12 protein-coding genes are annotated in these 17,449 nt (G+C 69.9%); 5 read left to right on the forward strand and 7 right to left on the reverse strand.

The features are described 5' to 3' along the window. Window positions 1–46 precede the first annotated feature (46 nt). Together H6693_05480 and H6693_05485 are read right to left on the reverse strand one after the other, a co-directional pair. Window positions 47–469: a hypothetical protein gene (locus tag H6693_05480; protein MCB9515623.1), complete on the reverse strand. Its 423-nt coding sequence runs from the start codon at window positions 467–469 to the stop codon at window positions 47–49. A gap of 29 nt (window positions 470–498) precedes the next feature. After that, window positions 499–1,941: a proline--tRNA ligase gene (locus H6693_05485; protein ID MCB9515624.1), complete on the reverse strand. Its 1,443-nt coding sequence runs from the start codon at window positions 1,939–1,941 to the stop codon at window positions 499–501. Window positions 1,942–2,141: 200 nt separating this feature from the next. Between H6693_05485 and H6693_05490 the strand changes: the two genes are divergently transcribed. Then, entirely contained in the window at window positions 2,142–2,774 is a 633-nt protein-coding gene (locus tag H6693_05490; GenBank protein MCB9515625.1) for a hypothetical protein, read from the forward strand. Between the two features lie 287 nt (window positions 2,775–3,061). After that, window positions 3,062–3,487, forward strand: a complete 426-nt coding sequence (locus tag H6693_05495; protein ID MCB9515626.1) for a DNA-binding protein — start codon at window positions 3,062–3,064, stop codon at window positions 3,485–3,487. A 269-nt stretch (window positions 3,488–3,756) separates the two neighbouring features. On the opposite strand, the gene H6693_05500 is transcribed toward H6693_05495, so the two are convergent. The 3 genes from H6693_05500 to H6693_05510 are packed head-to-tail and all read right to left on the reverse strand — an operon-like array spanning window position 3,757 to window position 9,200. Further along, complete coding sequence (locus H6693_05500) at window positions 3,757–5,580, reverse strand: acyl-CoA dehydrogenase family protein (protein ID MCB9515627.1); 1,824 nt, start codon at window positions 5,578–5,580, stop codon at window positions 3,757–3,759. Window positions 5,581–5,623: 43 nt separating this feature from the next. Next, window positions 5,624–6,808 carry an acetyl-CoA C-acyltransferase gene (locus tag H6693_05505; GenBank protein MCB9515628.1) on the reverse strand — a complete coding sequence of 395 codons (1,185 nt, stop codon included), beginning with the start codon at window positions 6,806–6,808 and terminating at the stop codon, window positions 5,624–5,626. A gap of 10 nt (window positions 6,809–6,818) precedes the next feature. Then, the gene (locus H6693_05510; GenBank protein MCB9515629.1) at window positions 6,819–9,200 is read right to left on the reverse strand and encodes a 3-hydroxyacyl-CoA dehydrogenase/enoyl-CoA hydratase family protein; all 2,382 of its coding nucleotides are present in this window, start codon (window positions 9,198–9,200) and stop codon (window positions 6,819–6,821) included. Window positions 9,201–9,355: 155 nt separating this feature from the next. Between H6693_05510 and H6693_05515 the strand changes: the two genes are divergently transcribed. Beyond that, window positions 9,356–9,961, forward strand: a complete 606-nt coding sequence (locus H6693_05515) for a TetR/AcrR family transcriptional regulator (GenBank protein ID MCB9515630.1) — start codon at window positions 9,356–9,358, stop codon at window positions 9,959–9,961. Here H6693_05515 and H6693_05520 read toward each other — a convergent pair. Continuing rightward, window positions 9,958–11,766 (reverse strand): DUF814 domain-containing protein, encoded by a 1,809-nt coding sequence (locus tag H6693_05520; protein MCB9515631.1) that lies wholly within the window; start codon window positions 11,764–11,766, stop codon window positions 9,958–9,960. The two genes, H6693_05515 and H6693_05520, sit on opposite strands and share 4 nt — an antisense overlap. 120 nt (window positions 11,767–11,886) lie before the next feature. Between H6693_05520 and H6693_05525 the strand changes: the two genes are divergently transcribed. Next, window positions 11,887–14,322 (forward strand): hypothetical protein, encoded by a 2,436-nt coding sequence (locus H6693_05525; protein MCB9515632.1) that lies wholly within the window; start codon window positions 11,887–11,889, stop codon window positions 14,320–14,322. Between the two features lie 8 nt (window positions 14,323–14,330). Further along, window positions 14,331–15,758, forward strand: a complete 1,428-nt coding sequence (locus H6693_05530) for an OmpA family protein (protein MCB9515633.1) — start codon at window positions 14,331–14,333, stop codon at window positions 15,756–15,758. Here H6693_05530 and H6693_05535 read toward each other — a convergent pair. Then, entirely contained in the window at window positions 15,755–17,410 is a 1,656-nt protein-coding gene (locus H6693_05535) for a right-handed parallel beta-helix repeat-containing protein (GenBank protein MCB9515634.1), read from the reverse strand. The two genes, H6693_05530 and H6693_05535, sit on opposite strands and share 4 nt — an antisense overlap. Window positions 17,411–17,449: the final 39 nt, after the last annotated feature.

Below are 17,449 nucleotides of genomic sequence, written 5' to 3' on the forward strand. Positions count from 1 at the left end.
CATACAAGTATATCGAGTTGGGAACGGCGGGGGCAAGCGGCGCGGGCTAGAAGTTTGCGCTGAGCATCAGCCCGGGCTGGCCGCGGGGACCGGCCGCCAGGCCGAGATTGATCTCGCGGGCCGTGTGCATGGCGTGGCCGATGTCGACGACCTTTAGGCCCAGAAAGGCAACCCCGAGCAAGGAGAGCGGGCCCAGGGCCTCGAGGTGGTGGTCGTCCTCGGCAGTCAGCGCGACCACCCCCGCCGCGGCGACCAGCCCCAGCGACGATCCGAGATAGATCGCCCCCGCGCGCTTGTGGCCGCAGTAGAAGTGGCCCCCGCCGGGGACGAAAAAGGACAGCATCCCCGCCACGCCGGGGTTGCGCGGCTGCTCGTAGATCGGCGTCGCGCCGAGCTCGGGTGTCGTGGCCACCGCCGCGGTAGGCAGCAGCAGCGCGAGGAGCAGCAGGGGTGCCAGTAGCGTCTTCATCCGCACCCTCCACGTGGCACCGGGTGGCGCTAGTAGGACTTCGCGAAGATCACGCGCCGCGAACTGGCCCGCCCCGAGTAGACGCAGACGCCGGGCTCCAGGTCGGCCGGGTCCATCTCCAGCGGGATGCAGCGGATGGTGGCCTTGGTCTCCTCCTGGATGGCCGACTCGGTCTCGTCGGTGCCGTCCCAGTGCGCGACCAGGAAGCCGCCCTTGGACTCCAGCACGTCCTTGAACTCGTCCCAGGAGTCGACCCGGGTGGTGTTCGACCGGCGGAAGTCGACGGCGCGCTGGAAGATGTCGCGCTGGATCGTCGCAAGCAAGTCGGTGACGCTCTTGTCGAGGCCATCCACCGCCAGGCCCTGCTTCTCGCGGACATCCCGCCGCGCGCTGAACACCGAGCGCTTCTCCAGGTCCTTGGGGCCGATCTCGAGCCGCAGGGGGACGCCCTTCAGTTCCCACTCGGCGTACTTCCAGCCGGGCTTGAAGTTGTCGCGGTCGTCCACGTGGACGCGCAGGCCGGCGGCGGTGAGCTGCTCGGCCACGCGGTGGGCTTCGGCCACCGTGGCGCTGCGCTCCTCGTCGGTCTTGTAGATGGGCACCACCACCACCTGCACGGGCGCGAGGCGGGGGGGGAGGATGAGGCCGGCGTCGTCGCCGTGGGCCATGACCAGCGCGCCCACCAGCCGCGTCGAGACGCCCCAGCTCGTGGCCCAGACCAGCTCGCGCTCGCCCGCCTCGTTCTGATAGGTCACGTCGAAGGCGCGCGCGAAGTTCTGGCCGAGGTTGTGGCTGGTGCCGGCCTGCAGGGCCTTGCCGTCGCCCATGAGCGCCTCGATGCAGTAGGTGCGCACGGCGCCGGCGAACTTCTCCTGCTCGGTCTTGAGGCCCTTGATCACGGGCAGGGCCATCTCGTTCTCGGCGAAGTCGGCGTAGACGTCCAGCATGCGCAGCGTCTCTTCCTCGGCCTCGGCGGCCGTGGCGTGCGCGGTGTGGCCCTCCTGCCAGAGGAACTCCGTGGTGCGCAGGAAGAGCCGCGTGCGCATCTCCCAGCGCACGACGTTGGCCCACTGGTTGATGAGCAGCGGCAGATCGCGGTGGCTCTGGATCCACTTCTTGTACATGGACCAGATGATCGTCTCGCTGGTCGGCCGGATCACCAGCGGCTCCTCGAGCTTCTTGCCGCCGCCGTGCGTGACCACGGCCAGCTCGGGCGCGAAGCCCTCCACGTGCTCGGCCTCGCGCTTGAGGAAGCTCTCGGGGATCAGCATGGGGAAGTAGGCGTTGACGTGCCCGGTGGCCTTGAAGCGGCGGTCCAGACCCTCGCGCATGTTCTCCCAGAGGCCGTAGCCGTAGGGGCGGATCACCATGCTGCCCTTCACGGGCGAGTAGTCCGCCAGCTCGGCCTTCTGGACCACGTCCGTGTACCAGCGCGAGTAGTCCTCGCTCTGCTTGGCGATCCCCTGCGACATCGTCATCCTCCGAAGGTGCGGGTGCCCGCGCGGCGCGCGCGATCCGAGTACACTAGCCAAGCGGCTGCCGCGATGCAAGATCGCCGGGGCGTGGCCCTCGGGGGTGGTCGCCGGGTGCCGGATCCGGTATAATTGACCGAAGGCTCCGGAATCGTGGAGTCGGCACCACCGGAACCGGAAGGCTCGAAGGGGAGGTCCCCATGAAGCGCGTTTACAGATTCGCCCTGATCCTGGTGTTCGCCCTGCTGACGGCGGGCGCAGCGCCGGCCAGCCTCGTCACCAATCCGCACTTCCTTGCGGGTACGGATGGCTGGGACGTCTGGCTGACCCCGTCCGACGAGGCGGACCAGATCTACTGCGACGGCGACGTGCTCGCCTACGACGCCACGACGCTGGACCTTCAGGCGAATGGGTGCCATGCGCCGGGGCATGTCGACGAGTTCTACGGCAGCATCGCGCGCTTGTCCCAGCGGGTCACGGCTCCCCTGACCGGCGAGTACGAGCTCAGGCTCCGCTACGACCACTACCTGCCGTCTCACTGCGTGGACCAGGATCAGCAGATCATCGGCTACTACGGGATGGTCATCGTGAGGGTCGGGGACTGGCAGGCGACGTTGACGGGCTACGAGGAGGGGTGGCTGGAGGAGAGCTTCGTGCTCCCGCTCTCGCAGGGTGAGCACGAACTGAGCATCGAGGTGGTGGGTTACACGCTCGACCTGCCCGGGTACTACTGCTCGGATGCCGACCACGCCTACCTGGACGAGCTCGATCTCGTTCCGCTCACGACGGCAACCGAGTCGCTCTCGCTGTCGGCGGTCAAGTCGCGCTACTGAGCGGGCCCGCGGCGGAGGGCAAAGAAAAAAGCAACCGCGCCAGTCACTGCAACGGTTGCTTCTTGTTTTACCCCTGCTGCCCTGGCTATTGCAGGCGCGGTGCCAATCCGGGCGCCGCGCCTGTCGATTTTTAACTAACGCAGAGGCAACGGGTTATGGCCTAGACCCGTCCCCCGGGGCGGGTGGCGGCGGAACCCGGCCCCCGCACCCGTCCTCCGCAGTGGACGCGGACCCCGCCCGCGTGGACACTGCAGGGGACATCGTCGCACGCAGCCAAAGGAGAGGCCATGGACCACCGCGAGACGCCCCGGGGCTTTCTGCTCCGTCTGGATCGGGGCGAGGAGATCATCAGCACGCTGACGCGCTGGCTCGAGGAGAAGGACATCCGCTTCGGGGCGCTCACCGGCATCGGCGCCGTGGACGACCCCGAGCTCGGCCTCTTCACCATGAAGACGAAGGAGTACCTGCGCACCCGCTTCGAGGGCGAGTACGAGATCGTCAACCTCACGGGCAACGTGAGCACCGTGGACGGGAAACCCTTCCCGCACATCCACGGGCTCTTCTCCGATCTCGGTTGCCAGGTGGTGGGCGGGCACGTCTTCCACGCCGAGGTGGCCGTGACCTGTGAGATCGACCTTGCGGTCTACCCCGGCGAGGTGAAGCGCAGCAAGGACGCGGTCACGACGCTGAATCTGCTGGATTTCCGGGCATAGAAAGAGGCGGGGAAGACCGCGGGAAGGGGGAGAGGACGGACCCTGGTTGGAGGCGGCGCGCCCCGCACTCGCGGAGCCGATGTTCCGTCGGCGCTGCTCCGTCCACTGGAACGTTGGCGCCTGCCTCGATGTCCTCCCAGAAGACCCTTCACGTTGGCGGCTTCCCCGCCGGTGGAGGGGGAAGCGACCCCCTCAAAGTCCTCGCATGTGCTACCCGAAGTATAGCCCTCTTCGATGCCGCGTCAAACCGCGGGGCGCACTTTTGACAACTAGAGCGGCCACTTCTCCGAGTCGATCAAGACGTCCGCCACCTGGCGGCGCAGGGTCACCGTATCCAGCGGCGTGTGCTTGATCACGCGGCGCAGGCCGGCCAGCGTGGTGCTCAGCGTGTCGCCGCTCATCACCGCGGCCAGCGTCTCGCGTGCGCGCATCTCGATGCGGTCGAGGCCCTCGGTGCAGATGATGCGCGTCATGTCGGCGGCGACGTTCGTCTTCGCCGCGTCGCCCTGCGCCTGGATCTTGCGCGTGCGCATGACCGTGGACTCCATGGCGTAGACGTCCATGATCATGTCGGCCAGGAAGCTCAGCACCTCCTCGTGCGCCATGGGCTCCTTGAGCTTGTCGCCCAGCTCCTGCGCCACCGCGCCGAGGGTGAGCAGCGTGGTCTTCTTCGCCTGGGTGACCGCGTGCTGCTCGCCGCCGAGGAAGTCGCCGTCGTCGCCGGTGTCGAAGCTCGGCACGCCCATCAGCTCCTCGAGCAGCGCCTTGGCGCGCGCGAAGATCGGCAGGTGGTTCTTCGCCGCCTTCTTGATCACGTCTCCGGCGATGATCATCCGGTTGATCTCGTTCGTGCCCTCGAAGATGCGGTTGATGCGGCTGTCGCGGTAGTAGCGCTCGGCCACGTACTCCTGCGAGTAGCCGTAGCCGCCGAAGATCTGCACGCACTCGTCGACGCAGTAGTCCAGCGCCTCGGAGCAGTAGACCTTCATCATGGAGCACTCCGTCATGTACTCGCGGATGCCGTGTTCCACCACCTGGGCGTCGTAGTCCTCGGCGCCCTTGTCCAGCGTGGCGATGTTCTGGTCGATGTAGCCCGCCGTGCGGTAGACCATGCTCTGCGCGGCGTAGACCCGCGCCGCCATCTCGCCGATCTTGTGCTTGATCATGCCGAAACTGGTGATGGGCACGCCGAACTGCTGCCGCCCGTTGCCGTACTTCACCGCGTCGATCAGCGCCAGCTCGGCGCTGCCCGTGGCGCCCGCGCCCAGCTTGAAGCGGCCCACGTTGAGGATGTTGAACGCGATCGCCGCGCCGCGGCCGATGCGGCCGAGCACGTTCTCGGCGGGCACCTTGACGTCCTCCAGCACCAGGATGCGCGTGGAGGAGCCCTTGATGCCCATCTTCTTCTCCTCGGCGCCCGTGCGGAAGCCCTCCATGCCCTTCTCCAGGATGAAGGCCGTGAAGCGGTCCTTGCCGCCCTCCTCCTCCGGCGGCACCTGCGCGAAGACGATGAACAGGTCGGCGAAGCCGGCGTTGGTGATCCACATCTTCTCGCCGTTCAGCACGAAGTGGCTGCCGTCGGCGCTGGGGACGGCCTTCGTGCGCGCGGCCATGGCGTCGGAACCGCTGCCCGCCTCGGTCAGCGCGTAGGCGCCGAGGATCTCGCCCGTGGCCAGGCGGGGCAGGTACTTCTGCTTCTGCTCTGGCGTGCCGAAGTAGACGATGGGCAGCGTCCCGATGCCGGTGTGCGCGCCGTGGCCCACCTGGAACGAGCCGCTGGGCGCGAGCTTCTCGGCCACCAGCATGCCCACGCGCTTGGGCTGGGCCATGCCGCCGTAGGCCTCGGGGACGTCGATCATGAGCAGGCCCAGCGCGCCGGCCTCCTTGAGCAGGCCGGGCATGGCGCCCTCCTGCAGCGACTCGAGCGCGTCCATCTTCGGCATCACCGAGCCGGCGACGAACTGGCTCACCATGTCGCCGATCATCTTCTCTTCCGAGTTGAACCCCTCGGGCGTGAAGACCCGCTCGAGCGGGTGCTCCTCCACCAGGAAACTGCAGCCGCGGATCATGTCGGTGGTGGTTCCGTCTGCCATCGTGTGCTCCCTTTCGGTCCTGGGCCCCGCGTCCCCGCGGCGGCTACTGCAAGTTCTCGAAGATCCCCGCGGCGCCCATGCCGCCGCCCACGCACATCGTCACCATCGCGTAGCGCGCCTTGCGCCGCCGCAGTTCGTGGAGGGCCTGGGTCGTGAGCTTGGCCCCCGTGCAACCCAGCGGATGCCCCAGTGCGATGGCCCCGCCGTTCACGTTGGTCTTCGCGGGATCCATTCCCAGGCGCCGCATCACGGCGATGCCCTGGGCCGCGAAGGCCTCGTTCAGCTCGATGACGTCCATGGCATCGAGCGCCAGCCCCGCCGCCTTCAGGGCCTTCGGCACGGCTTCCACCGGACCGAGGCCCATGATCTCGGGCGCCAGCCCCGCGGCGGCGTAGCTCACCAGCCGCGCGAGGGGCGTGAGGCCGTGCTCGGCGGCGAAGTCGCTGTCGCAGACCATCACGGCCGCGGCGCCGTCGCTCATCTGGCTCGAGTTGCCGGCGGTCACGGTCCCGCCCAGCTTGAAGACCGGCCGCAGCCCCGCCAGCGCCTCGGCGTTGGTGTCGGCGCGGGGGCCTTCGTCGCGCGCGAAGTCCTCGCTCGCGCTGACCAGCTTGCCGCCCTTGCCCGCGGGGCGCGAGCGCGTGACCGTCACCGGCGTGATCTCCTCGTCGAAGCGACCGCCCTCTCGCGCCGCGACCGCGCGGCGGTGGCTCTCGAGCGCGAAGGCGTCCTGGTCCTCGCGACTGACGCCGTCCATCTCGGCGACGCGCTCGGCCGTGAGGCCCATGTTGAGATAGGCCTCGGGGCGATGCGCGGCCAGCTCCGGATTGGGGACGATCTTCACCCCGCCCATGGGGATGAGGCTCATGGACTCCGACCCGCCGGCGATGGCGCAGCGCACGGTGCCGCTGGCCACCTTGAGCGCGGCCAGATGGATGGCCTCCAGCCCGCTCGAGCAGTAGCGGTTCATCGTCATGGCGGGCACGGCGTCGGGCAGGCCGGCGAGGAAGACCACCTGGCGGGCGAAGTTCATCCCCTGCTCGGCCTCGGGAAAGGCGCAGCCGAGGATCAGGTCGTCCACCAGGGCGGGGTCCAGGCCGGGCACGCGCGCGAGCAGACCCTTCACGGCCGTGGCGGCCAGGGTGTCCGGACGCGTGGCCGAAAGCGTCCCGCGCGGGGCCTTGCCCACGGCGGTGCGAGTGGCGGCGACGATCACTGCTTCGGACATGACAGGCCTCTCAGTTGCGAAGCGGTTTTCCCGTCTTCAGGGTGTGCTGGATGCGCTCGAGGGTCTTCGGCTCGCCCACGAGCGAGAGGAAGGCCTCGCGCTCGAGCTCCAGCAGATACTCCTCGGTCACCCTCTGCGTGCCGGTCAGCTCGCCGCCGCAGAGGACGTTCGCGACCTTCTCGCCGATCTTGCGGTCGTGCGCGCTGATGTACCCGCCATCGGCCATGTTGAAGAGCCCCACGCGCAGCGCCGCCAGGCCCGCCGCGCCCATCACCGGGATGTCCGTGCGCGGATGGCCGGGGTCGTGACCCGCATGGGCCATGCCCAGCACGGTGGCCTTGGCGTCGGCGATCAGGCGGTCGCGGTTCATGCTGTACTCGTCGGTGTCGCGCAGGTAGCCGAGGCTGCGGGCCTCGAGCGCGCTGGTGGAGACCTTGGCCATGCCGATGGTCTCGAAGGCCGCGCGCACGGGGGGCAGGAGGTTGTCCGTGCCCGACCAGCGCTCGAGCATGCGCAGGTAGAGTTCCTTGCAGCCGCCGCCGGCGGGCAGCAGGCCCACGCCGACTTCGACCAGGCCGATGTAGCTCTCCGCCGCCGCGCGCACGCGCTGCCCGTGAAGGACGTACTCGGCGCCGCCGCCCAGGGCCAGCGCCGCGGGCGCCACCACCACGGGAACGGGCGAGTACTTCATCGCCATCGTCGCGCCCTGGAAGGCCTTGATCATGAGGTTGACCTCGTCCCAGTCGCCCTCCAGCGCGGCGAAGAGCACCAGCATCAGGTTGGCGCCCACGGAGAAGTTCGTCCCCTGGTTGCCCACCACGATGCCGGCCCAGCCCTCGTCGGTTGCGGTCGTGACTGCGGTCCGCGTGATGCCGAGGATGTCCCCGCCGATGCTGTTCATCTTGGAGTGGAACTCGAGGCCGAGGACGCCGTCGCCCAGGTCCATCAGGCTCGCGCCCTCGTTGCGCTTCACCACCGCGCCGGCGCGGCGCAGCAGGTTCAGCTCCAGCTTGCCGGGGTCGGCGGGCGGCGCGGCGTAGGCCCGGTCGGCCGGGCGCCAGACGGCCACGGCGCCGTCCTCCACGCGGTAGAAGCTGCTGGCGCCGGCCTCGAGCATGGCGTCGATCCAGGCGGGCAGGGCGATGCCCTCGGCGCGCATGCGCTCCACCGTGGCCGCGAGGCCCATGGCGTCCCAGAGCTCGAAGGGACCGGCCTCCCAGGCGAAGCCCCACTTCATGCCGTCATCGATGGGGCGGGGGTCGTCGCAGATCTCGCCCACGCGGTGCGCGCAGTAGGCGAAGAGGCGGCTCAGCGTGCGCCAGGTGAAGGCGCCCGCGCGGCTGTCCATGGCGGCGAGCGCGGCCACCTTCTCGGGCAGCGCCTCGATGCTCTTGAGCCCCTCGATCTCGGGGAAGGACGGCTTCAGCTTCTCGCGATGCTCCAGGGACAGCGTGTCGAGGGTGAGGATGTCGCTTCGGCCGTCCGCGCCGCGCGACTTCTTGTAGAAGCCGGCGCCGCTCTTCTCGCCCAGCAGGCCCTTGTCGATCATGCGCGCCAGCAGCGGCGGCGTGGCGAAGCTCTCGCGCTGCTCGTCGTCGGGGCAGCCCGCGTGGACGTTCCCCGCCACGGCGACGAAGGTGTCCAGGCCCACGAGGTCCGCCGTGCGGAAGCTCGCGCTCTTGGGACGTCCCACCAGCGGACCGGTGAGGAAGTCCACTTCCTCCACGGTGAGTCCCTGCTCCTCCATGGCGCGCAGCGTATCCAGCATGCCGAAGACGCCGATGCGGTTGGCCACGAAGTTGGGGGTGTCGCGCGCGATCACGACGCCCTTGCCCAGGCGCCGGTCGGCGAAGGCCGCCAGCGCGGCGAGCAGCTCGGGGTCCGTGTCGGGACCGGGGATCAGCTCGAGCAGCTTCAGGTAGCGCGGCGGGTTGAAGAAATGGCTGCCGAGGAAGTGGCGGCGGAAGTCGTCGTCCAGGCCCTCTGCCATGGCGGCGATGGAGAGCCCCGAGGTGTTGCTCGTCAGGATGCTGCCCGGCCGGCGGTACTTGGCCGCGCGCGCCAGCACGGCCTTCTTGATGGCCAGGTCCTCCTTGACCACCTCGATGATCCAGTCGGCCTCGGCGATGCGGGGGAGGTCGTCCTCGAGGTTGCCGATCTCCACCATGGCGGCCAGGTCGTTCCGGAAGAAGGGCGCGGGCTTGGCCTTGAGCGCGCGGGCGAGGGCGTCGGCGCCGAGTCGGTTGCGGGCCGCGCGGTCGCCCTCGGGGGCGCCGGCCGGCACCACGTCCAGCATGAGGGAGGGGATGCCCGCGTTGGCCAGGTGGGCCGCGATGGCCGACCCCATGACGCCGCTGCCCAGAACCGCCGCCCGCTCGATGGAGATGCGCATGCTTGCCTCCGTACTGAATATCATTCAGTATCTATCTTGGCGTCTAACTGGCGATTCGTCAACGCCGAAGCGACGCCTTTCGCAACCCTTCATCCCCCGGATCCCCTTGCCGCGTCCGGCCGGCTCACCTAGGATTCCCCCCAGGGAGGATGCCCGTGACCGCCAGCAAGAGCAAGGCCGACAAGCGAGAACGCATCCTGGCAGCGGCCGTGGAGAGCTTCAGCCGGCAGGGCTTCTACCGCACCCGCATCCACGACATCGCGGCCCGGGCCGGCGTGGCCGACGGGACCGTCTATCTCTACTATCGGAACAAGGAGGCGCTTCTGGAGGCCGTGTTCGCGGAAGTGATGGAAAGCTTCCTCGAGGCCGCCCAGGCCAAAGCCCGCCAGCCGCTGCCGGCGCCCGAGCGCCTGCGCCAGGTGCTGGCCCTGCACCTGGGCGCCCTGGGACGCGACCGCGACCTCGCCACGGTCTTCCAGGTGGAGCTGCGGCACAGCGTGCGTCTCATGGAGCGCTACGGGCAGGGGCATCTGCGGGACTACTTCCGCCTCATCGCCGGCCTGCTGGAGTCCGGGCAGGCCGAGGGCACGGTGCGCCCGGGGCTCGACGCCCGCTTCGCCGCGCGCTGCATCTTCGGCATGGTGGACGAATCCGTCACGGCCTGGGTGCTTCACGGCCAGGACCGCCAGCTGGACGAGCTCGCCGCGCCCCTCATGGACTTCCTCCTCCACGGCCTCGCGCCGGCCGGGTCCGGCGTCTAGGCCCCCGGCGCCTGCACCCCCGGTACCTCCGGCTTGACGAAGACCGTCTTCTCCCGCGTGCAGAGCGCCAGCCCCGGCGTGCCCTTCCGCGGCTTCCGCACGTAGCGCTTCTCCGTGTAGATCACCGGCACCAGCCCGCTGTGCCGTGCCTTGCTGTGGAAGGCTGCGATGGCCGCGGCGGCCTCGACGATGCTCCGCGGTGGCCCGCTGCGATGCCCGCCGGTGCGCAGGATCACATGGCTGCCCGACGCCCCCGCGGCGTGGAACCAGAGGTCGCGGCCGTCGGCCTCGCGGTGGGTGAGCTGGTCGTTTTCGGCGTTGTTGCGCCCCACCAGCACCTCCCAGCCGCCGGGCAGGCTGTAGCGGCGGAAGGGCCGCTGCGCCGGCTGGGGCCGCGCGCCGGGCGCGCTGCGCCGCAGGTCGAAGAGCGAGGCCGAGTGTCCGAGGCGCAGCAGCTCCTCGCGCAGGGCGTTGATCTCGGCGAGGTCGCGGCAGCGGCACTTGGCCAGGGTGGGCAGGCGCTCGCCGAGCGTCTCCTCGTCCTCCACCACGCGGCGGCGCACCTCTTCGAGGCGCAGCTCCACCGTCTGCAGGCCGCGCTCGCCCTTGGCGGCGCGCTGGTAGAGGCGGCCGAGGTTGTCCTGGGGGCTGCGGGCGGGGTCGAGGGGGATGTCCACGCGGCGCTCGCCGTCGTGGACGTCGTCCAGCTCGATGTGCTCCATGCCGCGCTTCACCTGGCCGAGGTGGGCGGCGAGGCTGTCGGCCTGGCGGCGCAGGTCGCCCGCGCTGGCCGCGCGCTCCCAGTCCTTCTCGAGCTTGGTCAGCAGGCGGCGGTTGTGGGCGAGGCGCTGTTCGAGGCCGCGGCGCAGGCCCTCGATCAGCTCGCGCATCTGGTAGCGCGCGAGGCAGCCGCGACCCATGTAGTTCAACGCGGTGGGGTAGTGGTCGAAGCGCGACACGGAGATCGCGTCGTGCTCCAGGGCCAGGCTGTCCTCGTCGGTGAGCGGGAAGGGCATGATCTGGCAGCCGCGGTGCAGCTCGGGCGGGAAGCTGAGCACGTTGACGCCCTCGCGCCCGTTCAGCACGCGGTTCACCCAGCGCTGGAGGCGGTTGGCGAGGATGACGCGGGGGTCGTCCTTGGCGTGGGCGCGCGGGCGCTGCGCGAGGTAGCGCACCGAGTCGGGCTTGAAGCCGCGCACGCCCTGGCAGTGCTCGCTGGGGATGCGCCCGTCGCCGCCCTGGCGCACCCGCTCCAGCAGCTCGGGCCGCCAGCCGTCGAAGCCCTCCGGGCCCATCGGCAAGTCTTGCCCGGGGTCGACGACCGGGCCCGCGCCGGCCAAGTACTGCGCCCCGGGCTTGTGCTCGATCGCGCCCTTGCGGCTCGCGCGGATCACGCGCCCCGTGCCGTCGGTGAGCACTGCCCGCCCCCCGGCGAAGAACTCCACGTAGAGGTGCAAGCGGCTGTCTTCCTTGAAGTTCCCCTGGGTGCCGAAGTCCAGGCGCAGCAGGCTCTGCCCGCGGATCGGCGCGGCGCCCAGGTAGGTGGCGCCTTCGAGGTGGGGGGGCAGGAAGCTGAAGTCGTGGCGACGGTCCTGGAACTGAATATGCTCGAATTCCTCGTGGAGCGTCGTGTCCAGGTGCAGGGACTGCACTTCCTGGTGCAGATGGAGGACGAGCACCTCGCTGCCGCGGCCGCTGTCGAAGACCAGGGCGGCCACGGGCCCGTTCCAGGTGACCCTCTGCAGGCGTTGTCCCTGGAGCGCGTCGAGGAGCGGGGCGGCCATCAAGAGGTTCGGGAAGTCCACGGGACCCTTCTCCCCGCTTCAGTCGCAGAGGAAAGCTGCCGAAACCCCGGGAAGCGACGCCGCGGGGCGAGCCCCCGTCGCACGGCGACGGCACCAGGAATCAGGAGAAGCTAGCACGGGATGAAGAGCATCGCAACCGGAGTCCGAACGCGCCACGCGGCCCTCACGCTCGCGCTCGCCTTGCTCGCGCTGATCCTGTCGGCCGCGTTCACAGCGCCGGTCTGGGCCCAGGTGGACAGCGACGGCGACCTGCTGGACGACTCGGTCGAGATCGCCAACGGCACCGATCCCAACGACCCCGACTCCGACGACGACGAGGTGCTCGACGGCCTCGAGACCGCGTGGAACGCGGACACCGACGGCGACGGCCTGATCAACGCGCTCGATCGCGACAGCGACGGCGACGGCCTGCTCGACGGCGAGGAGATCGCGCTGGGCACGAGCATGGTGCTCGTCGACAGCGACAGCGACGGCCTCGACGACTACGCCGAGGTGGTGGTTTACCACACGAACCCGGCGCTCTACGACACCGACGCCGAAGGCCTGAGCGACTTCGAGGAGGTCACCTTCGCCACCGACGGGCTCATCACCGATCCCTGGCGCGCGGACACGGACGGCGACGGCCTCACCGACTACCAGGAGCGGCCCCTGGCCTTCGGCGGCCACGGCACCAACGCCACCCTGCGCGACACCGACTCGGACGGCCTCAGCGACTACGAGGAGGTCTTCCAGGGCGAGGACGGCTACACCACCGACCCGCGCAGCGCCGACACCGACACCGATGGCCTCAGCGACGGCGCCGAGATGGGCTACGGCACGAGTCCCGTCAACGCGGACACGGACGGCGACGGCCTGAACGATCGCATCGAGATCCTCACCTACGGCACGAATCCGCTGCAGAGCGACACCGACGGCGACGGCATCAGCGACACCGGCGAGATCCAGGTCTACGGCACCGATCCGCTGCTCTTCGACACCGACGGTGACGGCCTCGGTGACAACGAAGAGGTCACCAACGGCTGGGACGGCTACCAGACCGACCCCCTCGATCCCGACACCGACAACGACGTGCTCACCGACGGCCGCGAGGCCGAGCTGGGCACGAACCCGCTGCAGCGCGACAGCGACGGCGACGGGATCTGGGACGGCGACGAGGTGGCGTACGGCACCAACCCCAACCTCGCCGACACCGACGGCGACGGCATCAACGACTACAACGAGCAGGTGGCGGGCACGCTGCCGCTCAACCCCGACACCGACGGCGACGGCCTGATGGACGGCGCCGAGCCCAACTGGAACGGCGACACCGACGGCGACGGGGCCATCAACGCGCTCGATCCCGACAGCGACAACGACGGCCTCATCGACGGCGCCGAGGGCCCCCTGGGCGGCGACCCGCTGCTGGCCGACACCGACGAGGACACCCTGGGCGACGCCCTGGAGGCCGTGCTCGGCACCTTCCTCAACGACGACGACACCGACGACGACGGCGTCACCGATGACGCCGAAGTTGACGGCGGCACCTCGCCCCTCGCCCGCGACAGCGACGGCGACGGCCTCGGCGACGGCCTCGAGCTCGGCCTCACCGCGCCCCAGGGCGACGACACCGCCGCCGGCCACTTCACCGCCGACGCCGACCCCACGACCACCACCGATCCCCTGCTGGTGGACAGCGACGGCGACGGCCTGGCCGACGGCTTCGAGGACGCCAACCACAACGGTCGCCGCGACGGCGACGACCCCACGGACGCGTCCAGCGACTGGGGTTCGGGCGGCGAAACCGACCCGCTCGCGATCGACACGGACGGCGACGGCCTCAGCGACGGCCTCGAGCTGTCCCAGGGCGACGACCCGCTGCTGCCGTTCACGTCCCAGGACCTCGACTGGACGGCCGACAGCGTGAGCCTCGAGCTCGACCTGGGCACGGTGCTCAGCGACTCGTTGCTGCTGGTGAACACCGACGCCACGAACAACCCCGACGACAGCGACGGCCCCGGGCGCGGGGACGTCGAGGCGATCGAGATCGAGGCGAGCGACCTCTACAGCGAGACCGGCCGCCGCCTGCCCGCCGAGTGGCTGCGCTTCCAGCCCGAGCGGATCTTCGTGCTGCCCGCGGGCGGCGACAGCCTGGTGACGCTCACCGTGCTGCTGCCGGACAACGCGTCCTCGGGCACCTACAGCGGCACCGTCACGGCCAGCGCGGCCGGCGGCGCGCCCTTCGCCACCTTCACCCTCGTGGTGACGGTGGTGGGCGGCGGCGCGCTGGAGGTGCTGCCGAATCCGGTCTACGCGGACCGCAAGCCCTACGCCGAGTTCAGCTTCCGCAGCAGCATGGGCCTCGAGCTCAGCATCGACATCTACACGATGGCCCTGGAGAAGGTGCGCACGCTCCGCGGGCCGGGGATCTACACCGACGAGGAGATGCACAGCCTCACCTGGGATCTGGCGAACGAGTCCGGGCGCCGCGTGGCCAGCGGCGTCTACGTGGCCGTGGCCCGCATGGCCACGCCCGAGGGCACGACGCTGCTGCGCAAGAAGATCATGGTCGTCCACTAGGAGTGCCGATGAGCGAGCGACGCCAGCGATTCATTCTCGCCCTCTTCATCGCGATCTTTCTCTTCCTGCTCGGACTCACCGAGCGCGAGGCGAAGGGCGCGGAGCTGGACGCCGCCGTGGGCACGAGCCACTCGGTGGTGGACGCCCTCGGGCTCGACGCCCGCGCGGCCGGCCTCGGCTGGGCCGTGACGGCCGTGGACCTGGGCGCGCCGGGGCAGAACTTCAACCCCGCGTCCATGGCGCTGGCCACCGAACGTCAGCTCTACCTCGGCCACGTCGACTGGGTGCTCGACACCAGCCTGAGCCAGAGCCTCGCGTTGATGCCCATGGCGGGCGGCAACGTCGTGGGCCTGGGCCTGCTCTACTTCGACCAGGGCACCGTGGACGAGGTGCTCGACGACGGCAGCTACACCGGCGAGCGCCTCGGCGCCCGCGACCTGCACTTCAGCCTCGGCCTCGGGCATCGCTTCGTGACCGGCGTGAGCGTGGGGGCGCGCTTCACGGTGTTCCAGAAGACGCTGGGCTGGGAGCGGGCGTCCGGCATGACCGGCGATCTCGGCGTGCTCACCGACGACATGGGCGGCTTTCGCCTCGGCGCGGCCGTGCAGGCCATGGGCCCGCCGCTGCGCTTCCGCGAGACGGAAGACCCCGCGCCGCTGCGCTACCGCCTGGGCGTGTCCCACGCGGTGGACGTGGGCGTCGACTTCCGCATGCAGAACAGCCTCGACCTGGTGATTCCCCGCGACAACTACAACTCTTTCCACGTGGGGACGGAGTGGGAGTACCACCGTCTGCTGGCCTTCCGCGCGGGCTACCAGCGCACGCTGCTCGAGGACGGCACCCCAGACAGCGACCGGTTCAGCTATGGCGCGGGCTTCCGGCTCGGCGGCTACCGCTTCGACTACGCCTACTCGCCCAAGGACGACTTCGACCCCGTCCACCGCTTCTCGGTCAACTTCGCCCTGGGTGCGCCGCCCGCGGCCGCGCCCGCGCCCACCACGGCGGCGATGCCGCGCGACGACGGCGCCCTCACCGAGGCCGACCTCGACAGCACCGAGACCGTGGGCCACGATCCGTTGCCCCGCGTGACGGTGCTGAAGGGCATCACCTTCGACCTGAACAGCTCCGAGATCGCCGAGGCGAGCCAGCCCATGCTGGAGGAGATCCTGCAGCGCCTGGTCCACACGCCCAGCGTGGAGGCAGTGGAGATCCAGGGTCACACGGACAACTCGGGCGACCCCGACTTCAACAAGCGCCTCAGCCTGCAGCGCGCCCGCGCCGTGCGCGACTACTTCGCGCTGCACGGCTATCCCACGGGCAAGATGGGCGTGATGGGCTTCGGCGACTCGCGGCCGATCGTGGCCAACGACACGCCGGACGGTCGCGCGGCCAATCGGCGCATCGAGCTGCACGTCATCCGGACGGTGGACGGCTAGCGGAGCAGCACCAGCTTTCGCCGCGCGCGAAACTCTCCGGCCTCGAAGTGGGCGAAGTAGACGCCCGAAGGCAGGCTGCGGCCGGCGTCGTCCCTTCCCATCCAGTCGATAGAGTGTTGCCCCGGTGGCAGCATGGCGCCGTCCAGGAGGCGCGCCACGCGGCGTCCCTGCACGTCAACGATGTCCAGGCGCACCGTCGCCGCCCGCGGCAGGTCGAAGCGCAGCGTGGTCTTCGGGTTGAAGGGGTTGGGGTGCGGCGCCGCAAGCGCGAAGGCGGCGGGGAGGGCGTCGTCGGCGGGGGTGAAACCGCAGCCGAGGCCGAAGGCGCCCATCCGCAGCTCGCAGTCGTTGTTCCACGGCAGGCAGGGCGAGGAGCCGTCGAGGCTGTAGTCGCCGCCGGCGGCGTCGCAGAAGAGCGGGTCGGCGCTGATGTTGCCGTTCACGCCGGTCTGGTCCACGAGCACGCCGCCGTAGTTGCCGCCGGGATTCGCGAAGACGTCCGAGCAGCTGAGCGATATGGCGCTGCCCGCGTCGGCCCAGAGCCCCACGCCCTGCTCGCTGTAGGCCACGATCACCTGCTCGAAGGTGGGAGAGGCGTCGATGCAGTGGATGGCCGAGGGACCGTCCGCCGTGTCCCCGTCGGGTTCGAAGCGGTTGTCGAGAACGGTGGTCCGCCGAAAGGTCGGAGAGGCATCGCGGACGATGATGCTGCCGCCGATGTCGGAGGCATTGCCAAGGAAGAGGACATCCTCGAAGACCGGAGTCGCTGTGCCGTAGACCCCGAGTCCGCCGCCGCCGTCCCGGGCGTAGTTTCCGCGAAACACACAGCGGCGAAACGTGGGCGAGCCCCCGGCGCAGGCGACGCCGCCACCGCCGAACTCCGTATAGCCGATCTCGGTGCCGACCCCGTTGCCTTCGAAGACGCAGTCCTCGAACAGTGCGGCGCCGCCTACGATCACCCCTCCGCCGAAGTTCTCCCAGCATCCGCAATTGCGAACGGTGACCTCGCGGAGCGTCGCGTTTCCGCCCACGGAGATTCCGCCCCCGGGGCCGCCGTTGTACTCGACGCCCGACCGCGAGCAGTCCTCGACCAGCACCCGTTCGAGTTCGGGCGCGCCACCCGAGAAGCGGAGACCGCCTCGGCTGTAGCAGTTCCGCACTTCGACATCCCGAAGGAGCAGGGAGGAATCGTAGGCGTCGAGCGCTCCGCCCGGATAGTAGTAGGCGCCGCCTCCGAACCCCTCGAGGTGGACCCCGATGAAGCTCGGCGATGCCCCTTCGACGATCACGCCCGTCGGCGCGTAGTAGTGGTAGTTGTTCCTGAGGGTCATGTCCCGCAGCACGGCCGCGCGCGTCTCGCCGTTCTCGATGCGTAGCACCGGCACGCCGCTGTCCTCGCAGTCCAGGATCGTCGCCTCCGGGCCGGCGCCGGCCAGGACGATGTCCTTGCCCCCGAAGTTCAACTGGGTGTTGCCGGGACCCAGGTAGAGCCCCGCGGCGAGGAGGATGCTGTCGCCGGTTTCGGCGGCGGCGATGGCCTCGGTGATGGTGGGGAAGTCGCCGGCGCCATCAGCGCTCAGGTGGTAGGTGGCTCCGGATCCAGTCCCAGGCAGCGCCGCCAGCAGCCCTGCAAAAAGTACCACGACACGCATCTCGACCTCCCCCGGTTCAGACCGCAACAAGTCTAATCC

Source organism: Candidatus Latescibacterota bacterium, assembly GCA_020633725.1.
GTDB lineage: Bacteria > Krumholzibacteriota > Krumholzibacteriia > JACNKJ01 > JACNKJ01 > VGXI01.

Coding starts and splice junctions, on each gene's coding strand:
- H6693_05490 (MCB9515625.1), top strand. CDS start 2,142: ATGAAGCGCGTTTACAGATTCGCCCTGATCCTGGTGTTCGCCCTGCTG.
- H6693_05505 (MCB9515628.1), bottom strand. CDS start 6,808: ATGTCCGAAGCAGTGATCGTCGCCGCCACTCGCACCGCCGTGGGCAAG.
- H6693_05510 (MCB9515629.1), bottom strand. CDS start 9,200: ATGCGCATCTCCATCGAGCGGGCGGCGGTTCTGGGCAGCGGCGTCATG.
- H6693_05485 (MCB9515624.1), bottom strand. CDS start 1,941: ATGTCGCAGGGGATCGCCAAGCAGAGCGAGGACTACTCGCGCTGGTAC.
- H6693_05530 (MCB9515633.1), top strand. CDS start 14,331: ATGAGCGAGCGACGCCAGCGATTCATTCTCGCCCTCTTCATCGCGATC.
- H6693_05525 (MCB9515632.1), top strand. CDS start 11,887: ATGAAGAGCATCGCAACCGGAGTCCGAACGCGCCACGCGGCCCTCACG.
- H6693_05535 (MCB9515634.1), bottom strand. CDS start 17,410: ATGCGTGTCGTGGTACTTTTTGCAGGGCTGCTGGCGGCGCTGCCTGGG.
- H6693_05480 (MCB9515623.1), bottom strand. CDS start 469: ATGAAGACGCTACTGGCACCCCTGCTGCTCCTCGCGCTGCTGCTGCCT.
- H6693_05495 (MCB9515626.1), top strand. CDS start 3,062: ATGGACCACCGCGAGACGCCCCGGGGCTTTCTGCTCCGTCTGGATCGG.
- H6693_05500 (MCB9515627.1), bottom strand. CDS start 5,580: ATGGCAGACGGAACCACCACCGACATGATCCGCGGCTGCAGTTTCCTG.